At 64.3% G+C, this 17921-nt stretch carries 18 protein-coding genes; 14 read left to right on the forward strand and 4 right to left on the reverse strand.

What is annotated here, in order from left to right; genetic code table 11:
* Positions 1-38: 38 nt before the first annotated feature.
* Positions 39-833 carry a DeoR/GlpR family DNA-binding transcription regulator gene (locus ABIA90_RS28050; protein ID WP_085404259.1) on the reverse strand — a complete coding sequence of 265 codons (795 nt, stop codon included), beginning with the start codon at positions 831-833 and terminating at the stop codon, positions 39-41.
* A gap of 339 nt (positions 834-1172) precedes the next feature.
* On the opposite strand from ABIA90_RS28050, the gene deoC reads away from it, so the two are divergent.
* The 10 genes from deoC (at position 1173) to ABIA90_RS28100 (ending at position 12346) form a co-directional block, all read left to right on the forward strand.
* Positions 1173-2090 carry a deoxyribose-phosphate aldolase gene (deoC, locus tag ABIA90_RS28055; RefSeq protein WP_354120716.1) on the forward strand — a complete coding sequence of 306 codons (918 nt, stop codon included), beginning with the start codon at positions 1173-1175 and terminating at the stop codon, positions 2088-2090.
* A gap of 2 nt (positions 2091-2092) precedes the next feature.
* Positions 2093-4483 carry an aldehyde dehydrogenase family protein gene (locus ABIA90_RS28060; protein WP_354120624.1) on the forward strand — a complete coding sequence of 797 codons (2391 nt, stop codon included), beginning with the start codon at positions 2093-2095 and terminating at the stop codon, positions 4481-4483.
* An 83-nt stretch (positions 4484-4566) separates the two neighbouring features.
* Positions 4567-5022, forward strand: a complete 456-nt coding sequence (locus ABIA90_RS28065) for an RbsD/FucU family protein (RefSeq protein ID WP_014494077.1) — start codon at positions 4567-4569, stop codon at positions 5020-5022.
* A gap of 5 nt (positions 5023-5027) precedes the next feature.
* On the forward strand, positions 5028-5951 hold the full coding sequence (gene rbsK, locus ABIA90_RS28070) for a ribokinase (protein ID WP_354120623.1): 924 nt from the start codon (positions 5028-5030) through the stop codon (positions 5949-5951).
* Positions 5952-5958: 7 nt separating this feature from the next.
* The gene (locus ABIA90_RS28075; RefSeq protein WP_063982329.1) at positions 5959-6834 is read left to right on the forward strand and encodes a carbohydrate ABC transporter permease; all 876 of its coding nucleotides are present in this window, start codon (positions 5959-5961) and stop codon (positions 6832-6834) included.
* Positions 6831-7868: a carbohydrate ABC transporter permease gene (locus tag ABIA90_RS28080; RefSeq protein WP_014494080.1), complete on the forward strand. Its 1038-nt coding sequence runs from the start codon at positions 6831-6833 to the stop codon at positions 7866-7868. The genes ABIA90_RS28075 and ABIA90_RS28080 overlap by 4 nt, the downstream gene beginning before the upstream one ends.
* A 49-nt stretch (positions 7869-7917) precedes the next feature.
* Positions 7918-9357: an extracellular solute-binding protein gene (locus ABIA90_RS28085; RefSeq protein ID WP_321576352.1), complete on the forward strand. Its 1440-nt coding sequence runs from the start codon at positions 7918-7920 to the stop codon at positions 9355-9357.
* 85 nt (positions 9358-9442) lie between these two features.
* Positions 9443-10534, forward strand: a complete 1092-nt coding sequence (locus ABIA90_RS28090; protein WP_354120622.1) for an ABC transporter ATP-binding protein — start codon at positions 9443-9445, stop codon at positions 10532-10534.
* 259 nt (positions 10535-10793) lie between these two features.
* Positions 10794-11615, forward strand: coding sequence for a helix-turn-helix domain-containing protein (locus ABIA90_RS28095; protein WP_354120621.1), 822 nt, complete (start codon positions 10794-10796; stop codon positions 11613-11615).
* A gap of 65 nt (positions 11616-11680) precedes the next feature.
* Complete coding sequence (locus ABIA90_RS28100) at positions 11681-12346, forward strand: DsbA family oxidoreductase (protein WP_354120620.1); 666 nt, start codon at positions 11681-11683, stop codon at positions 12344-12346.
* Between the two features lie 7 nt (positions 12347-12353).
* On the opposite strand, the gene ABIA90_RS28105 is transcribed toward ABIA90_RS28100, so the two are convergent.
* A complete protein-coding gene (locus tag ABIA90_RS28105) occupies positions 12354-13523 on the reverse strand; it encodes a GNAT family N-acetyltransferase (RefSeq protein WP_354120619.1) in 1170 nt (389 codons plus the stop codon).
* 157 nt (positions 13524-13680) lie between these two features.
* Here ABIA90_RS28105 and ABIA90_RS28110 point away from each other — a divergent pair, with 157 nt between their 5' ends.
* Entirely contained in the window at positions 13681-14109 is a 429-nt protein-coding gene (locus ABIA90_RS28110) for a YeeE/YedE family protein (protein WP_039157451.1), read from the forward strand.
* A gap of 5 nt (positions 14110-14114) precedes the next feature.
* Positions 14115-14582, forward strand: a complete 468-nt coding sequence (locus tag ABIA90_RS28115; protein WP_354099762.1) for a DUF6691 family protein — start codon at positions 14115-14117, stop codon at positions 14580-14582.
* A 59-nt stretch (positions 14583-14641) separates the two neighbouring features.
* On the opposite strand, the gene ABIA90_RS28120 is transcribed toward ABIA90_RS28115, so the two are convergent.
* Both ABIA90_RS28120 and ABIA90_RS28125 read right to left on the reverse strand, forming a co-directional pair.
* Positions 14642-14971, reverse strand: coding sequence for a hypothetical protein (locus tag ABIA90_RS28120; RefSeq protein ID WP_028152664.1), 330 nt, complete (start codon positions 14969-14971; stop codon positions 14642-14644).
* 114 nt (positions 14972-15085) lie between these two features.
* Positions 15086-15490 (reverse strand): hypothetical protein, encoded by a 405-nt coding sequence (locus tag ABIA90_RS28125; RefSeq protein WP_354120618.1) that lies wholly within the window; start codon positions 15488-15490, stop codon positions 15086-15088.
* A gap of 151 nt (positions 15491-15641) precedes the next feature.
* On the opposite strand from ABIA90_RS28125, the gene ABIA90_RS28130 reads away from it, so the two are divergent.
* Positions 15642-15866: a hypothetical protein gene (locus tag ABIA90_RS28130; protein ID WP_085404269.1), complete on the forward strand. Its 225-nt coding sequence runs from the start codon at positions 15642-15644 to the stop codon at positions 15864-15866.
* On the forward strand, positions 15867-17915 hold the full coding sequence (locus ABIA90_RS28135) for a pyrroloquinoline quinone-dependent dehydrogenase (RefSeq protein WP_354076204.1): 2049 nt from the start codon (positions 15867-15869) through the stop codon (positions 17913-17915).
* Positions 17916-17921 lie beyond the last annotated feature (6 nt).

Below are 17921 nucleotides of genomic sequence, written 5' to 3' on the forward strand. Positions count from 1 at the left end.
CAGTCAGCCTGATCCGGGCGAACCAGCCCCCGTCCGGATCAGGCTGTGCTGGTGACGTATTCGACGGGAAGGCTGCGGAAGTGCTTGCGCGTGTCTGCCGACACGGAGCCACCGACGATGATCCGCGAGAATGAGCTGACGTCGGAGAAGAACGCCGGCTTGAGGCTGCCGAGCTTGCTGGCGTCGACCACGAGGATGCTCTCCATCGCGGTAGCGATGACGGCCTGCTTGATGGCGACTTCGTGAAAATTCGAGCAGCTGGCGCCGCGGGTCCAGTGCAGGCCGCCGGCCGAGATGAAAGCCTTGTTGACCCCGAGCCGCCGCAGGTAGGACAGGCCGTCATCCGACGAGAAAGACTGCGACGACGGATGGTAGAGCCCGCCCATCAACATCACCTGCGTCGCTGGCCGGTGGGTGACGATCGAGGCGACGTTCAGCGAATAGCAGATCACCGAAAGAGGCATGTCCTCAGGCAGGCAATCCGCCAGCGACTGCATCGTGGTGCCGCAGTCGATGAAGATGGTATCACCTTCCTTGATCGAGGCGGCTGCGGATCGGCAGGCGAGGCGCTTGTCCTGTGTGTGCTGGTCGATTTCCTGTTCGAATGTGTACTTGATCCCGGTCGGCGACGCCGCGTTGACGACGTAGCCGCCGAGCAGGGCGAGCGCCGCCTCGGGCCCGGCAAGGTCGCGCCTGACCGTCATCTCCGACACCTTCAGCAGCTCTGCGGCGTCCTTCAGATGCAGTGCGCCGCTCGTCTCGACGGCGCGTCGCAGCCGTTGCAGTCGTTGGACGCGGGTCTCGCTGGGGCGTGCGGTCGGTGTTTCAGTCATTTTCGTCACCGAGCTTGCTTATCCGGTTGACAATGATCTTACAATGATGTGAGTTTAGCAACGTCAATCTGTTACAATAATAACATTTGGCCCGAAAGGCGTTTCGCTGTCGGCGACGGGAGCAGCAGAAGCGCCGGCGGCCAAGGGATGGGAGGATCGCATGTTGCAATCGGCACATTCAGTCTATCTGCCGTTTCAGCCGATTCGCTAGCATTGCGCGGCGTACCGATGGCGCGGGGCGTCTTGATATCAAATCCATCCGCGGTGCCGGCGCAGCCCCATGCGCGGGATCACAATCATCCGCATCCGATCGCGCGCAACAGCGGCCGCGCGCTCGAGATGGACTGGGTCGATGATATCCGGATCAATCTGTCCGCCGCCGAGCGCCGCGTTGCGAGCCTGCCGGGCCGGCGCACCGTCAAGAATGACGCGCAGGCGGCGTGGTTGCTCAAGGCGATCACCTGCATCGACCTGACGACACTCAACGGCGACGATACGGCCGAACGGGTGAAGCGCCTCTGTGCCAAGGCGAGGGCCCCGATACGAAGAGACCTCCTCGAGGCACTCGGCTTTGCCGGGCGCGGGCTGCACACGGGCGCGATCTGCGTCTATCACCGCTTCGTCGCAACCGCGGTCGAAGCGCTCGATGGGCATGACATCCCGGTCGCTGCGGTTTCGACTGGATTTCCGGCAGGCCTCGTGCCTCACGATCTGAAACTCAAGGAGATCGAGGCGTCCGTCAGGGACGGTGCGCAGGAGATCGACATCGTCATCACGCGTGAGCATGTGCTGACCGGAGATTGGCGCGCTCTCTACGCCGAGGTCCGGGATTTCCGCGCAGCCTGCGGCGATGCGCATCTGAAGACGATCCTCGCAACCGGCGACCTCAAAACGCTGCGCAACGTCGCCAAGGCGTCGATGGTCTGCATGATGGCCGGCGCTGACTTCATCAAGACCTCCACCGGCAAGGAAGGCGTCAATGCCACGCTGCCGGTGACGCTGGCGATGCTGCGCATGATCAGGGTCTATGAGGAGCGCACGGGCTTCAAGATCGGCTTCAAGCCGGCCGGCGGAATCTCGACGGCGAAGGATGTGCTCAACTACCAGTTCCTGATGAAGGAGGAGTTGGGACGCGATTGGCTCGAGCCGGATCTGTTCCGCGTCGGCGCCTCGAGCCTGCTCGCCGACATCGAGCGCCAGCTCGAGCATCACGTCACCGGCCGCTACTCGGCCTTCAACCGTCATCCCGTGGGCTGAGCATGAGTATCGCACATTACTTTGAGACCATGGATTATGGTCCCGCTCCCGAGGCGGACGGCGAGGCGCGCGCCTGGCTGAAGCGGCACGACGCGACGTTTGGGCATTTCATTGCCGGTAAATTCGTCGCGCCGGCTTCGGGCAAGCATCTGGCAACGATCGAGCCGGCCACCGGAAAGACGCTGGCCAAGATCGCGCAAGGCATCGCAGCGGATGTCGAGGCCGCCGTCGGCGCCGCGCGATCGGCGCAGTCGTCATGGGCAAAGCTCGGTGGTCACGGTCGTGCCCGTCATCTCTATGCGCTGGCGCGCATGCTGCAACGTCATGCTCGTCTGTTCGCGGTATTGGAAGCGATCGACAATGGCAAACCGATCAGGGAAACCCGCGATCTCGACGTGCCGCTCGCCGCGCGCCACTTCCTGTATCACGCCGGCTGGGCACAATTGCAGGACCGCGAATTCGCCGACCATGTCCCGGTCGGTGTGATCGGCCAGATCATCCCATGGAACTTTCCGCTGCTGATGCTGGCCTGGAAGATCGCGCCCGCGCTGGCGACCGGCAACACCGTGGTGCTGAAACCGGCAGAGTTCACCTCACTCACCGCGCTGCTGTTCGCCGAGCTCGCGGCGGAAGCCGGCCTGCCGCCCGGCGTGTTGAATGTGGTGACGGGTGATGGCGCCACCGGCGCGTTGCTGGTCGAAAATCCCGGTGTCGACAAGATCGCCTTCACGGGGTCGACCGAGGTCGGGCGGTTGATCCGTCAGTCGACCGCAGGCAGCGGGAAGTCGCTGACGCTCGAGCTCGGCGGCAAGTCACCGTTCATCGTGTTCGACGACGCCGACATCGATGGCGCCGTGGAAGGCGTGGTCGATGCGATCTGGTTCAACCAGGGCCAGGTCTGTTGTGCCGGATCGCGGCTTCTGCTGCAGGAAGGGATCGCAGAGACATTCCGCAAGCGCCTCATCCGCCGCATGGAGACGCTGCGCGTGGGGCCGCCGCTCGACAAGGCGATCGACATGGGCGCGGTGGTCGCACCGGTGCAGCTCGAGCGGATCAAGGCGCTGGTCGAAACCGGCGTCAAGGAGGGCGCCGAGAAGTATCAGGCGCCGGGGCCGATCCCCGCTGAGGGATGCTTCTATCCCCCGACCTTGCTTTGGAACGTACATCCGTCATCGACCGTGGCGATCGAGGAGATCTTTGGCCCGGTGCTGGTTGCGATGACGTTCCGCACGCCGGACGAGGCGGTGATGCTCGCCAACAACACGCGTTATGGCCTTGCCGCCAGCGTGTGGAGCGAGACTATCGGGCTGGCGCTCGATATCGCGCCGAAGCTTCAGGCCGGCGTGGTCTGGGTCAATGCGACCAATTTGTTCGATGCCAGCGTCGGCTTCGGCGGCTATCGCGAGTCCGGCTTCGGTCGCGAGGGCGGCCGGGAAGGTCTCTACGAATATCTCAAGCCGAAAGCCTGGAGCGGGCGGAAGGCGCGGGCGAAGGTGCCGCCGCCGTCCCCGGCGGCTTCTAACGACGGCGCCGGATTTGGCACGCCGTCGATCGACCGGACCGCCAAGCTGTTCGTCGGCGGCAAGCAGGTTCGTCCCGACGGAAATTATTCGCGCGCGGTGCTGTCGCCGAAGGGGAAGCACCTCGGCGAAGCCGGCGAGGGCAATCGCAAGGATATCCGCAACGCGGTGGCCGCCGCGCGCTCGGCCGAGGGTTGGGCGCGGGCGACGACGCATAATCGCGCCCAAATCCTCTACTACCTTGCCGAGAATCTGTCCGCGCGTGGCGACGAGTTCGCCCGGCGCATCGGGGATATGACCGGCGTTTCGCCCGCCAAGGCGCGCGCGGAGGTCGAGGCGAGTATCGAACGGCTGTTCAGCTATGGGGCCTGGGCCGACAAATACGAGGGGACGATCCATGCACCGCCGTTGCGCGGCGTGGCGCTTGCCATGCACGAGCCGATCGGCGTGGTCGGGGTGGCCTGTCCAGACGAGGCCCCGTTGCTGGGCTTCATCAGCCTGGTGGCGCCGTTGATCGCGATGGGCAACCGCGTCGTCGCCGTCCCAAGCGAGCGGCATCCGCTTGCAGCGACCGATTTTTATCAGGTGCTGGAGACGTCGGATGTGCCGGCAGGCGTCGTCAATATCGTCACCGGCGAGCGCGATGCGCTCGCAAAGGTCCTTGCCGAGCATGACGACGTCGATGCGCTCTGGGTGTTCGGCTCGCAGGAGGCCTCGACTGCTGCGGAGCGGCTGTCGATCGGCAACCTCAAGCGCACGCTGGTCGACCACGGGCTGGCGCTCGATTGGTACGACCGGGTGGCGAGCGAGGGGCCGATTCTGCTCCGCCACGCGGTGCAGGTGAAGAACATCTGGATTCCCTATGGGGACTAAAGACGTCACCTTGCGGTGATACGGGTTGGCATCCGGACCATCAGAGTTCGGGCGATTTTTTGAAGACAAGGGAGGGACGGAACATGCTCAAGGGCATCAATCCACTGCTCAATGCCGACGTGCTTTATGCCTTGCGCGCAATGGGGCACGGGGACCGCCTCGTGGTGTGCGACACCAATTTTCCTGCCGACTCCATTGCGCGCCAGACCGTGTTCGGCGAGCTGCTTCGCATCGACAACGTCAGTACGGCAAAGGCGATCGAAGCCATTCTCTCGGTGCTGCCGCTCGATACGTTCGTCGACGATGCCGCAATCCGCATGGAGATCGTTGGCCAGCCCCAGGAGGTGCCGCCCGTGCAGCGCGAGGTGCAGGCCGCGATCGACCGCGCCGAGGGACGCTCCTGGCCGCTGGTCGGGGTCGAGCGCCATGCCTTCTATGAAAAGGCCAAGACGGCCTACTGCGTGATCGCCACGGGAGAGCGGCGCTTCTACGGCTGCTTCCTGTTTTCCAAGGGCGTCATCGCGCCGGACGGAGAGTGACGACCATGAGCAAGACTGGCGTCGCAGTGCTCGGCATCTTCGTCGTCGATCTGGCCTTCCGGGCCGGCAACATGCCCGCGATCGGTGAAACGGTCGCCGGCTCGGGATTTGCCATGGGACCAGGCGGCAAGGGGTCGAACCAGGCCGTGGCCGCTGCGCGCGCAGGCGCAGATGTGACCTTCATCTCCCGGATCGGCCGCGACGCCTTCGGTGATCTTGCCATCAAGACGTGGGAAACCGAGGGCATTCGACCGCGCGTCGCCAGGACTGCGGAGGCGCCGACCGGCGCGGCCTTCATCTATGTCCACGAGACACGCGGCGACAACGCCATCATCGTGGTGAGCGGAGCGGCCGACGGTCTCAGCCCCACCGACGTCGATGCGGCGGCGGATGCGATCCGCGCCAGCCGCGTCTTCGTGACCCAGCTCGAGCAACCGGTCGCGGCCGCGCAGCGCGGGCTCGAGATCGCGCGCGCTGCGGGCAGCATCACCGTGTTCAACCCGGCACCTGCGGTCAAATTCGACGATGGCCTGTTTGCCTTGTGCGACTACGTCGTTCCCAATGAGACCGAGGCGGAAGCGCTGACGGGGATCGCGGTGAGCGATCTTGCCGGCGCCCGCCGCGCCGGCGAAGCGTTGGTGGCCAAGGGAGCGGGCACCGCGCTGATCACGCTCGGCGAACGCGGGGCGCTGTTTCACGGGCGAGACCGCTCGCTACACGTGCCCCCGTTCGCCGCCGGCAAGGTGGTCGAAACCGCGGGCGCGGGCGACGCATTCGTCGGCGGCTTCGCTGCAGCGCTTGCGGGCGGCGCCGATCCCCTGGAAGCGGCGCGCTTCGGTTCCGCTACGGCGGGGATTTCCGTGACGCGCGCGGGGACTGCGCCTGCCATGCCGCGGCGCGCTGAGATTGAAGCCCTGTTGAAGGGATGATCTGCTCATGATGCGGAACGATCCGATCAAGCATGTCTTCATCTGGCCGGCGGTGCTCGTCGTGCTGGCGATCTCGATCTTTCCGCTGATCTATTCGTTGACCACGAGCTTCCTCAGCTATCGCCTGGTTCCGCCGATCCCGCCGCGGGTCGTGTGGTTCGGCAATTATGCTACGCTCCTGCAAGAGCCGCGCTTCTGGAATGCGATCTTCACGACGACGCTGATCGCGTTTATTGCCGTCGGGTTGCAATACGTGATCGGGTTTGGCGTTGCGCTCGCGCTGAACGCGCGCGTTCCGGGCGAACGGCTATTTCGCGTGGCCTTGCTGCTGCCCATGCTTCTGGCCCCGGTTGCCGTCGCGCTTGTTGCTCGCATGATCTTCAATCCGACCATGGGGCCGCTCAACCAGTTCCTGTCCATGTTCGGCATGGCGAACCTGCCGTTCCTCACCAACGGTCATTGGGCGCTCGCCTGCATCATCGCTGTCGAGATCTGGCAGTGGACCCCGTTCGTCATCCTGATGATGCTGGCTGGCCTGCAAACGCTCCCCGAAGATGTCTACGAGGCGGCCGAGCTCGAGAACGCCAGCGCCTGGCAACAGTTCTGGGGCATCACCTTTCCGATGATGCTGCCGATCTCCGCCGCGGTCGTCTTCATCCGCCTGATCGAGAGCTACAAGATCATGGACACCGTATTCGTGATGACGGGCGGCGGACCGGGTGTGGACACCGAGACCCTGACCTTGTTCGCCTATCAGGAGGGTTTCAAGAAGTTCAATCTCGGCTACACGTCGGCGCTCAGCTTCCTGTTCCTGATCGCCATCACGATCATTGGCGTCACTTATCTGGCGCTGCTGCGGCCGCATCTGGAGAAGCGCCGATGAGCGGGCAGGGCCTTACCGGACTGTCGCGCTGGAGCCGCCGCCTGGTCGCGGCCGGTGTCTTCGCATGGTGCCTGATCACGGCGTTTCCGCTCTATTGGGTGGTCGTGACGGCGTTCAAGACCCCGCCGGGCGTGGTCGGCGGCCCGACCTATATTCCGTTCGTCGATTTCACGCCGACCCTGCAGCCCTTCATTGATCTCTATCAGGGTATCCGTGGCGAGTTCTTCCGGACCTTTTTGAACTCGACAATCGTTGGCTTGTCGGCGGCAGCGATCGCGACTGCCGTCGGGGCAATGGCGGCCTATGCGCTGGTGCGGTTCGAATTCAGGGTGCGCTTCGGCGCCGGCCTGATCTTCTTCCTGCTCGCGCTCGGCGGCTATCTGCTGTTCAACAATTCGCTCGGATTCACCCGCGCGCAGGCGCTGCTGCTGGCGTTCCCGATCGCGCTTGCCGCTGCAATCCTGGCCAACCGCCTGCCGCTGCCGGGGCCGATCCTCGGCAATGAAGACATCCTGTTCTGGTTCGTCAGCCAGCGCATGTTTCCGCCGATCGTCACGGCCTTCGCGCTGTATCTCCTCTACAGCGAAATCGGCCGGCTCGGCTTCCAGCTCATCGACAGCTATGTCGGCCTGACGCTGTGCTACGTCGCATTCTCGCTGCCGATCGTGGTCTGGCTGATGCGCGACTTCTTCGAGGCCATTCCGATCGAGGTCGAAGAAGCCGCGATGGTCGACAACGTGCCAAGTTGGCGCATCTTCCTCGGCATCGTGGTGCCAATGTCGATGAACGGACTGCTGGCGACTTTCATGATCACGCTCGCCTTCGTCTGGAACGAGTTCCTGTTCGCGCTGTTCCTGACCAATTCCAGATGGCAGACGCTGCCGATCCTGGTGGCGGGACAGAACAGCCAGCGCGGCGACGAATGGTGGGCGATCTCGGCCGCGGCGCTCGTCGCCATCATTCCGATGATGATCATGGCAGGTCTGCTCAGCCGCATGATGCGGTCGGGCCTGCTGCTCGGAGCGATCAAATAGCAAAAACCTATGTAGGGAGGACTGGACGATGTTGCGACGGACGTTTCTGATGCTGACCACCTCGCTCGCGATGGCTTGCACCGCGAGCCAGGCGAACGCTGCTTGTAGCCCGGATTACTCCGGCGTCACCCTGACTGTGGCGTCGCAGACCGGACCGTATATCGCCTCCGCGCTCAAGCTCGGCGCGGACGAATGGACCAAGAAGACCTGCGGCAAGGTCAATGTGGTCGAGTTCCCCTGGTCGGAGCTCTACCCGAAGATCGTTACATCGCTTACCGGATCGGACGCGGCGTTCGATCTGGTCAGCTTTGCGCCGGCCTGGCTACCCGACTTCGTCACCTATCTCAGCGAGATGCCGAAAGAGATGCAGTCCGGCAAGGATTGGGACGATGTCGAGCCGGCCTACCGTGAGCGCCTGATGGTGTGGGAAGGCAAGATCTATTCGCAATCGATGGACGGCGACGTTCACACCTACACCTATCGCACCGACCTGTTCAGCGATCCAAAGGAGAAGGACGCCTTCAAGGCCAAGTACGGCTACGACCTGGCGCCACCAAAGACCTGGAAGCAATATCTCGACATCGCGGAGTTCTTTCAGCGCCCCGACAAGGGACTCTGGGGCACGGCGGAGGCCTTCCGTCGCGGTGGCCAGCAATTCTGGTTCTTCTTCAGCCACGCGGCGGCCTATACCAACAACCCGAACTATCCGGGCGCGATGTTCTTCGACCCCGAAACGATGGATGCCCAGATCAACAATCCGGGCTGGGTGAAGGGATTGGAGGAATATATTCGCGCTTCCAAGCTTGGCCCGCCCAATGCGCTGAACTTTTCGTTCGGCGAGGTCAATGCCGCCGTGGCCGGCGGCCAGGTGGCCGAATCGATCGGTTGGGGCGACACCGGCGTGATCGCCGCCGACCCCAAGCAATCGAAGATTTCCGGCAAGGTGGGCTCTGCAGTGCTGCCCGGCTCTGACGAGATATGGAACGCCAAAACCAAGAAGTGGGACAAGTTTCCGGCAGTGCTGCCGGCACCCTTCATGGCGTTCGGAGGCTGGCAGATTGCCGTGCCAAAGGTGGGCAAGAACCAGCAGGCGGCATGGGATTTCGTCAAGACGCTGACAAGCCCTGAAGTCTCCGGCAAGGCCGCGATTACCGGTGGCACGGGTGTCAACCCATACCGCAAGTCGCACACCACGAATCTGGAGTTGTGGAGCAAGATCTTCTCGCCGACGGAAGCCAAGGAATATCTCGGCGCCCAGGCCGACTCCATTAACGGCAAGAACGTTGCGCTCGACATGCGTTTGCCCGGCTATTTCTCCTACACCGAGGTTGTGGAGATTGAGCTTGGCAAGGCACTGGCCGGCCAGACCACGCCGCAGGCCGCGCTGGACGCGGTCGCGAAGGAATGGAATCGCCTGACCGATGAGTTCGGCCGCGCGAAGCAGCTCGCCGCCTATCGCGCGGCGATGGGCCTCTCACCGAAGAACTAGCTTCCCGCGGAGACTGCCCCGGATGATGCGTGAGCATCATCCGGGCTTTGTTGGCCGTCGATATAGGGGACGGAAAAAGGAATCCATGGCGCACGTCGAGATCGAGAACGTCAGCAAGGCATATGGGCCCTATAAGATCATCGAGGGGCTCAATCTGAGTGTGGCCGACGAGGAGTTTGTCGTGCTTGTCGGACCGTCCGGCTGCGGCAAGACCACGACGTTGCGCATGATAGCGGGACTGGAGACGGTCACCAGCGGAACCATTCGTATCGGTAATCGCGATGTGACGCAGCTGCGCCCAGGCTTGCGTAATTGCGCGATGGTGTTCCAGAATTATGCGCTCTATCCGCATATGACTGTTGGTGAGAATATCGGCTACGGCATGAAGGCGCGGGGCGAGTCGCGCGCCAATATCGCGAAAGCCGTCGAGGACGTGGCGCGGGTTCTCGACCTCGAGCAATACGTGGACCGTCGGCCCAAGCAGCTCTCCGGTGGGCAGCGTCAGCGCGTGGCGATCGGCCGTGCCATCGTGCGCAGCCCGGACGTGTTTCTGTTCGACGAGCCATTGTCAAACCTCGACGCCAAACTCCGCATCGAGATGCGGACCGAGATCAAGGCATTGCATCGCCGTCTCGCCAAGACGATCGTTTATGTCACACACGATCAGGTCGAAGCTATGACCATGGCCGATCGGGTCGTGGTGATGAATCGCGGCCGCATCGAGCAGGCGGCTGATCCGATCACGATCTATGAGAAACCAAGCAATCTCTTCGTCGCGGGCTTCATGGGCGCGCCCAGCATGAATTTCATCCACGGGGAGATTGCCGCTCGCGACGGTGTACTGATCTTCACCGAACCCTCGGGTACGGCGTTGAGATTGCCGAAATCCCGAGAGGCGGCCTATGCAGGGAGCATCGGCAAGCCGGTTGTGCTCGGCGTGCGGCCCGACCACGTGCTGCGGCAAGATGCGCCATCGGGCTCCTCCGTCCGCATGATGGTGAAAGACGTGGAGCCGCTCGGGCCGCATACTCTCGTGATTGGAACCGTGGGCGCATTTCCATTCACGGCGCAGATGCAAGTCGGTGTTTCTGCGGCGCCGGATTGCCCAATAGATGTCGCCATCGATCTGGAGCGAACGCACCTTTTCGACAAGGTTTCCGGGGCGGCCGTTTCATAGCCGGCGGTCCTCTGGCGGTGCAGGTCATCCCTAATCTTTACTTCCAGCGTGCGCATGCCTCATCGCAGTCACTTGCGCTGCGGCGAGCTCGCACGTGATGCGGGCGACGTTGCACCCTTCTTCGCAAATTTTGCTCGTCCGGTATTGGTGTCGAGCAGAGTCTGCGAAAAGAGATTAAGCGATTTCAGATGGTTACATCCAATATTCATTACCTCGCGGGTAATGGAAGGGCTGAAATCCGCATGCTAGGTTTTCAAGCATGAACGCACATGCATCCACGGCACAGGCCGAACGCAGCCAGCCCGTCCATATCGGCGACCATTTGCGCGAATGGCGGCAGCGTCGCCGCATGAGCCAGCTCGATCTGGCGGGCGAGGCCGAGATTTCCGCGCGGCATTTGAGCTTCGTCGAGACCGGCCGCGCTGCGCCCTCGCGCGACATGGTGCTCAGGCTCGCCGAACGTCTCGAGGTGCCCTTGCGCGAACGCAACGTGCTGCTGGTCGCGGCCGGCTATGCGCCGGCGTTTCCGCAGCGCCCGCTGGAGGATCCCGCCTTGAAATCAGCTCGCCAGGCGATCGACCTCGTTCTCAGGGCGCATGAGCCCAATCCGGCGCTGGCCTATGACCGGCACTGGAATCTTGTGTCCGCCAACCGCATGGTGGCGCCGCTGCTCGACGGCATCCCGCAGCGGCTGCTCGGCCAGCCCTTCAACGTGCTGCGGCTCGCGTTTCACCCTGAAGCGCTGGCGCCGCGCACGGTCAATCTCGCGGAATGGTGCGGGCACCTGCTGGAGCGGCTGCACCGGCAATGCGAGGCAACGGCCGATCCCGAGCTGATCAAGCTCTATAACGACCTCAAGAGCTATCCCATCCCGGCGCGCTCGGGGCCGCTGTCGAGCGATAATGTCGCGATTCCCTTCAAGCTGCGCCATGGCGGAGAGATACTAAGTTTCTTCTCCACCACCATGGTGTTCGGCACACCTGTCGACATCACGCTGTCGGAGCTGGCGCTGGAGACATTCTTCCCGGCGGACGAGCGCACCGCCGAGCGGCTGAAGCAGATGGCAGCAGCTATGACCTAGCGCCCTTGCCTCGGGGCGGGTTCTGCTTATCTTGGGACAAACCCGCATCGCCCGAAGGAGGCGCTATGAGCACGTTGAAACCGCTCCAGATCGATGTCGTCTCCGACGTGGTGTGCCCCTGGTGCTATATCGGCAAGCACCGGATCGAGAGCGCGCTGGCGCTCGTTCCCGACGTTCCCGTCAAACTCAATTTCCGTCCCTTTTTCCTCAATCCCTGGGTGCCGCGCGAGGGCATCAGCCGCGAGGACTATCTCACCACCAAGTTCGGCTCGGTCGAGGCCTATAAGGGCATTGCCGGCCGCGTCGTCGCGGCTGCAAGCGAGGAGGGCCTCGTCTACAAGCCCGAGCTGGTCGCGCGCCAGCCCAACACGACCGACTGTCACCGCCTGATCCTCTGGGCCGAGGCGATCGGCAAGGCGCCCGAGATGAAGCAGCGGCTGATGGAGCTGTATTTCCGCGACGGCGGCGACCTCACTGACGTGAACGTGCTGGTGCAGGCGGCCGTCGATGTCGGCCTCGATGCCGACGACGTGCGCAAGCGCCTCGCCACCGACGAGGACGTCGCGCGCGTGTCGGCTGATGCGCAAGAGGCCGCCGAGAAGGGCATCTCTGGCGTACCGACCTACGTGTTCGCGCAGAAATACGCCGTCTCCGGCGCGCAGGATCCGAACCTGCTCGCCCGCGCCATTCGCGAGGTCTCGGCGGAGATCAACGCGCAGGCGGCAGAGTAGCTTTTGCTTATTTGCGGAGCAGACGCACCACGCGTCGCGCGCCGTCGTGCGCGACGTTGAGGCCAACCAGCGCCGCGTGAATGAGCGCGACGACCGGATCGTGACGCCGCAGCGGAATCAGCACGTCGCCGATGGCGAAGCGTCCGCGCCAGATCGGGTTGATCATGGGGTGGTCGGCGCTCGCCGTGGAATCCGCGCTGGCGATAGCCGGATCGGCGCAGAGATGCCGCGTGAGGTCGAGCGTGAGCTGCACGCCTGGCGAATATCTCGCAAAGCGTTCGTCGATACCGAGCTTGAAGAAGAAGGCGCGGTCCTGGTGGCGTAGCACGATGCCGGCTGCCACCGGCGTCGTGCCGGCGCGCAGCGTGATGACCTCGCACTGCGCGGTCTCTGCCAGCGCAAGAACCGCGCGGCGAATGAAGGTCGCATCGCCCGCATGCTGGATCAGCGCGGTGCCGCGTTTGCCTTTCCAGCCACTGGCCTCGAGTTGCAGGAATGTTTCGAGTGCCGGCCCGATCTCGTCGGGCTTGCGCGCGACCTCGAAGGCGACGGGCCCGTGCTCTTCGAGGCGATGGCGCTGGCGACGCAGCTCCTTGAGTTTTTTGGCGCCGAGCGCGCCATGCAACAGCGTTTCACCATCCTGTGTCGCGTCGAGGCTGGCGCGGATGTAGGAGGAGAGGATACGCGGCCTCAGTCCGTCGCGATTGAGAACCTCATTGAGCGAACTCATCGCCGCGCCGTCGAGCGCAACGTCGTTGAGCACGAGCGCATGCGCGCCGGCCTCGCGCGCCTGCTGCAACAGGCGCGTGGCCGCTTCGATCGGCGCGTCGCGGTCGATCAGCGGGCTGCACAGGGTGCCGTAGGGATGCGCGCTCACCAGCGCGGGCAGGGGGATCTTCCAGGCGCGCCAGAGCGAGACCACCGGCATCAGCCCGATCAGCCGCGCCGACGCGCCGTCGAATGCGGGTAGCGCCGAGGCGTCCGTGCGGCCGCGTGCGGCCTCGCTCACGGCGAGCTCCCAGCCCGGCAGGTAATAGCCGTTCGGCTCGATCACGCGCTGGGCGAGCGCGCGCCATTGGCCGGGATCGATGGACGTGAGGGGGACGAGCGCGCGCGTTGCCGCGGCAGCCCTTGCCGATGCCGGATTGATCGCTGCCTGATGCGCGATATCGACCACGTCCCGTCGTTCCCCGTTCAGAAGGTCATGCTTAGCGCAAAGATTGGAAAATTCCGTTGGGACGCCGCTTCAATTCGAATGGTAATATTAACGTCTCATTGAGCATTCGGGCCGCCGCGGCGTGCCATGATGGAAGCTCTCGACCTGGAGGATCACAATGATCGCCACACCTTTCACGCCGATGGCGTCGCTCCTTGGTGGCGCGTTGATCGGACTGTCCGCCGTGCTGCTGATGTGGGCGACGGGGCGGATCGCCGGTGTCAGCGGCATCGCGGCGCGGCTGTTTCCGCCTTACGAGGATCGCGAGTTCGCCGGCCGGCTCGCTTTCGTCGCTGGCCTCGTCGCCGCGCCCATCCTGGTGCGCATTGTCAGCGGAAGCCTGCCGGTGCAAACGATCGCGGCGGGAACGCCGGTGCTGATCGTCGCCGGATTGCTCACGGGCTTCGGTGCGGTCTGGGGCAGCGGCTGCACCTCCGGCCATGGCGTCTGTGGCCTGTCGCGGCTGTCGCTGCGGTCGTTGGTCGCGACCATCTCCTTCATGTCGGCGGGCATCGCCACTGTCTTCGTGATGCGGCACTGGGGCTGACGACGATGGCAATCCTCATTCAATTCGCGATCGGCCTCGTCTTCGGTATCGGGCTCATCGTCTCCGGCATGTCGAATCCGGCAAAGGTGCTGAACTTCTTGGACGTCGCCGGCATTCCCGCCGGAACGTGGGATGCGAGCCTCGCCTTCGTGATGGCAGGTGCGGTCGCGGTGACCTTCATCGGATTCAGCCGTGTCTTGAAACTCGCGCGACCGTTTTTCGCGGACCGCTTTTACCTTCCGACGCGAAAGGACATCGATCCGAGAATTATCGCCGGTCCCGCCATCTTCGGCATCGGATGGGGGCTCGCAGGCTTTTGTCCGGGCCCTGCGCTCACTGCGCTCGGATTCGGCTCGGCGTCCGCTTTCATCTTCGTCGCCGCGATGTTTGCCGGCATGGTGCTCGCCCGCTTCATCGCGCAGCTCCCGTCGTCAACGCGCTTCGTCGCGCCGGCCGATCCGCTCGAAACCTGACATGGACGGGACCGGGCGAGTGGATCTCGTCCGGTCCTGCCTTGTGACAGCTTCAGTGACTACCAGCGGTCGCCGCCGACACCGACGCCGACACTGACTCCGGGCGCCCGAATGCCGACGCCGCCGCGCGGACCATCGTCCCAGTCGCGATAGGTGCGACGCTCGTAATAGCGATCGCGCGGCATGGCGTTGTAGGAGTCGCGCACGATCACGCGCGAGCCGCCACGGGTGCGATAGCAATTGCCAGCATCATCGCAGACAAGCCGGACTTCCTGAACGAGCTCAGGGTTGGCGTATTCGCTGGTCGTATAGATGTCCGCGGCCTTCGCGCCGCTCGCCGCAGCGAGGGCGCCGACGCCAGCCAGTAGTGCGATCGTGAATGTCCTCATCGTGTCCTCCTCCGAAACTGCCCTCGGGGGTAACAAGAAGGGGAGGCGGTGATCGTTCCGGGTCGAACTACAGGTTTTTCCCGGAACCGGAGCGCGTGTCGGCGTGATTTGTTCCTAGATCGGCTCGTAGGTTTCCGTCCCGCAGATGTCGTCCGCTTCCGCGCGGCGGCGATCGACCACCTTTCCCCCTGAGATCGTCACGATGTAAATCTGGGTGCCGAGCGTGGAGCCGGTGGCGGAGGTGAGCTGCGCGCTGACGCAGGCGGTCCAGCCCGGTCCCCGCACCTCCCGATGGGGCGGGGCGACGTGCACCTCCCGCGGATAGGACGTGTTGAGGAAGACCACGTTGATCTGCTCGCGGACCACGCGCTTGACGTCAGGGGCCGCTTCGGGAGGCGGCTGCTCGGTTTCCTTCAGGCGCATGAACTCGGGCACCGGCGCGCGGCTGTCGGCGAAGCCGCAAGAACCGAGTGCGAGGGCGCTGGCCAGCAGCGCCGCATGAGCAACAATCCGCAACATCCGTGAAGGTCCCCTGCGGGCCAACAGATAGGCAGGAATGCGATCCGGCAAAGTCCCGGCCGATCAAGATTTGCTGAAATCCCGGCCCCCCGGCATTTGCTATTACGGGATTGCAGGCTAATTTGTGCCCCAGACGAGGGGGATTGCATCAATGCGGATTTTGGTCATCGCGGCCGCCGTGCTCGCACTAACGGCTGCGTCGGCGCAGGCGCAGGGCCGCAGCAGAGGCCAGCCGAACGAAGCGAAGTCGGACAATAAGCCCAAGGTCGACGAAAAGGCCTACAAGGCCGCGCTCGAGCGCATTCCGGAGCCCAAGGAGAAGTACGACCCGTGGGGCGGAGCCCGTCCGGCTGAACCTGCCAAGAAGCCCAAATAAATGAGGGGGGCGTTGGCGAGCCGTCTGTGTCAGTCGGCCGCCGCCATCGTGCTCCTCCTGTTTTCCTCGTGGCCAGGCATCGCCTGGGAGAGCTGGGGTGGCGATCCCGGCGGCTCACGCTTCTCGCCTTTGCGGGAGGTCACGCCCGACAATGTCGGCAATCTGGTTCGGGCCTTCGAATTCCATACCGGCGATCTCGCGGCGCGGCCGCCCGAGGTGATGCGGCGAACCAAATTCCAGGCGACACCGTTGTTCGTCGAGGACAGCCTGATCTTCTGCTCGCCCTTCAATGAGGTGATCGCGCTCGATCCCGGCACGGGCGCGCAGAAATGGCGCTTCGATCCAAAGATCGCGACCAATCAGCGGCCCGCCAACCGCTATGTTTGCCGCGGCGTGACCCATTGGATCGACGATGAGGCGCCCGCGAATGCCGCCTGCCGATCGCGCATCTTCATGGGCACGAACGATGTCCGCCTGATCGCGCTCGATGCAAAGACCGGGATTCCCTGCGCCGGTTTCGGCACTGGCGGTGAGGTCAGGCCGGATATCGGCATGAAGCTGGACTGGCCCGGCGAATTCCAGATCACCTCGCCGCCGGCGGTCGGCCGCGGTGTCGTCGTGATCGGCTCCGCGATCGGCGACAACCGCCGCGTCGACGCGCCAAGCGGCGTGGTGCGCGCGTTCGATGCGCGCAGCGGCCAGCCGCGCTGGACCTTCGAGCCGCTCAAGCGCGACGGTGTCGAAGCTGGTCACGCCAATGTCTGGGCGCCGATGTCGGTCGACGCGGCCCGCGGGCTGGTTTTCCTGCCGACATCCTCGCCGTCGCCGGACTTTTGGGGCGGCAAGCGGCCGGGCAACAACGAACACGCCAATTCGGTGGTCGCGCTGCGCATCGAGACCGGCGAGCTCGTGTGGGCATTCCAGACCGTGCATCACGACGTCTGGGATTACGACCTGGCGTCGCAGCCGACGCTGACGCGTATCGACACCGGAGACGGCCAGCGCGATGTCGTGATTCAGCCGACCAAGCAGGGATTTGTCTTCGTGCTCGACCGCGATACCGGCAAGCCGGTGTGGCCGGTGGAAGAGCGCGTGGTGCCGCAAGGCGGCGCGGAAGGTGAACGACTGTCGCCGACGCAGCCATTCCCGACGCATGTGCCGCCGCTGACATCGCAAAGAATCTCGACTGAGGATGCGCTCTCGCTCCTCCCTGGCCTGGGTCGCTCCGCTTGCGAAAGGCAGTTCGCGGAGGCACGTAACGAGGGGTTGTTCACCCCACCCTCGACGCAAGGCACGGCGGAGTTTCCCTTCACCGGCGGCGGCGTCAACTGGGGTAGCGCAGCCTTCGACCCGGTCAACCAGATCCTCTACGCCAACACCGCCCGCGCCGTTCATCTCATCAAGCTGATCCCGCGTGCGGAGGCGGCTGGATTCGATCCGCCTCCCGGTCATGATTTCGGCCAGCAGAAGGGCGCGCCGTTCGCGATGTCGCGCGCGGTGGTGATGTCGCCGCTCGGGCTTCTTTGCAACAAGCCGCCTTGGGGCGAGATGGTCGCGGTCGATCTGAAAGCCGGCAAGATCCTCTGGCGTTCGACGGTCGGTACCACGGAAGACCTTGCGCCGCTCGGCGTGCCGCTGCCGTGGGGCGCGCCGCTCGTCAACGGGCTCGCGGTCACCGCAGGCGGTCTCGTCTTCACCGGCGCGATGGATGCCTATCTGCGCGCCTTCGATGCGCGAAGCGGCCGGGAGTTGTGGCAAGGCCGGCTGCCGGTGCCCGGCGTCGCCAACCCCATGACCTATCTCTGGAAGGGCGAGCAGTATGTCGCGATCGGCGCGGGCGGCCACTCCGAGGTCGGCACCTCGATCGGCGACAGCGTCGTTGCATTTCGCCTAGCGCGGCCGGGTGAAGGGCCGTCGCTGTGGTCGCGCACCATCGATCGTCCGGGCGGACGATTTTGGGTGTCGTCGTCAGCAATTGTGTTCGCGATCATCCTGTTGATCATCGCGAGCCTGCGCTGGCGTCGTCGACGTCGTATAAAGCAAGCATGATGCTGC

Source organism: Bradyrhizobium sp. LA6.8 (assembly GCF_040547935.1).
GTDB lineage: Bacteria > Pseudomonadota > Alphaproteobacteria > Rhizobiales > Xanthobacteraceae > Bradyrhizobium > Bradyrhizobium barranii.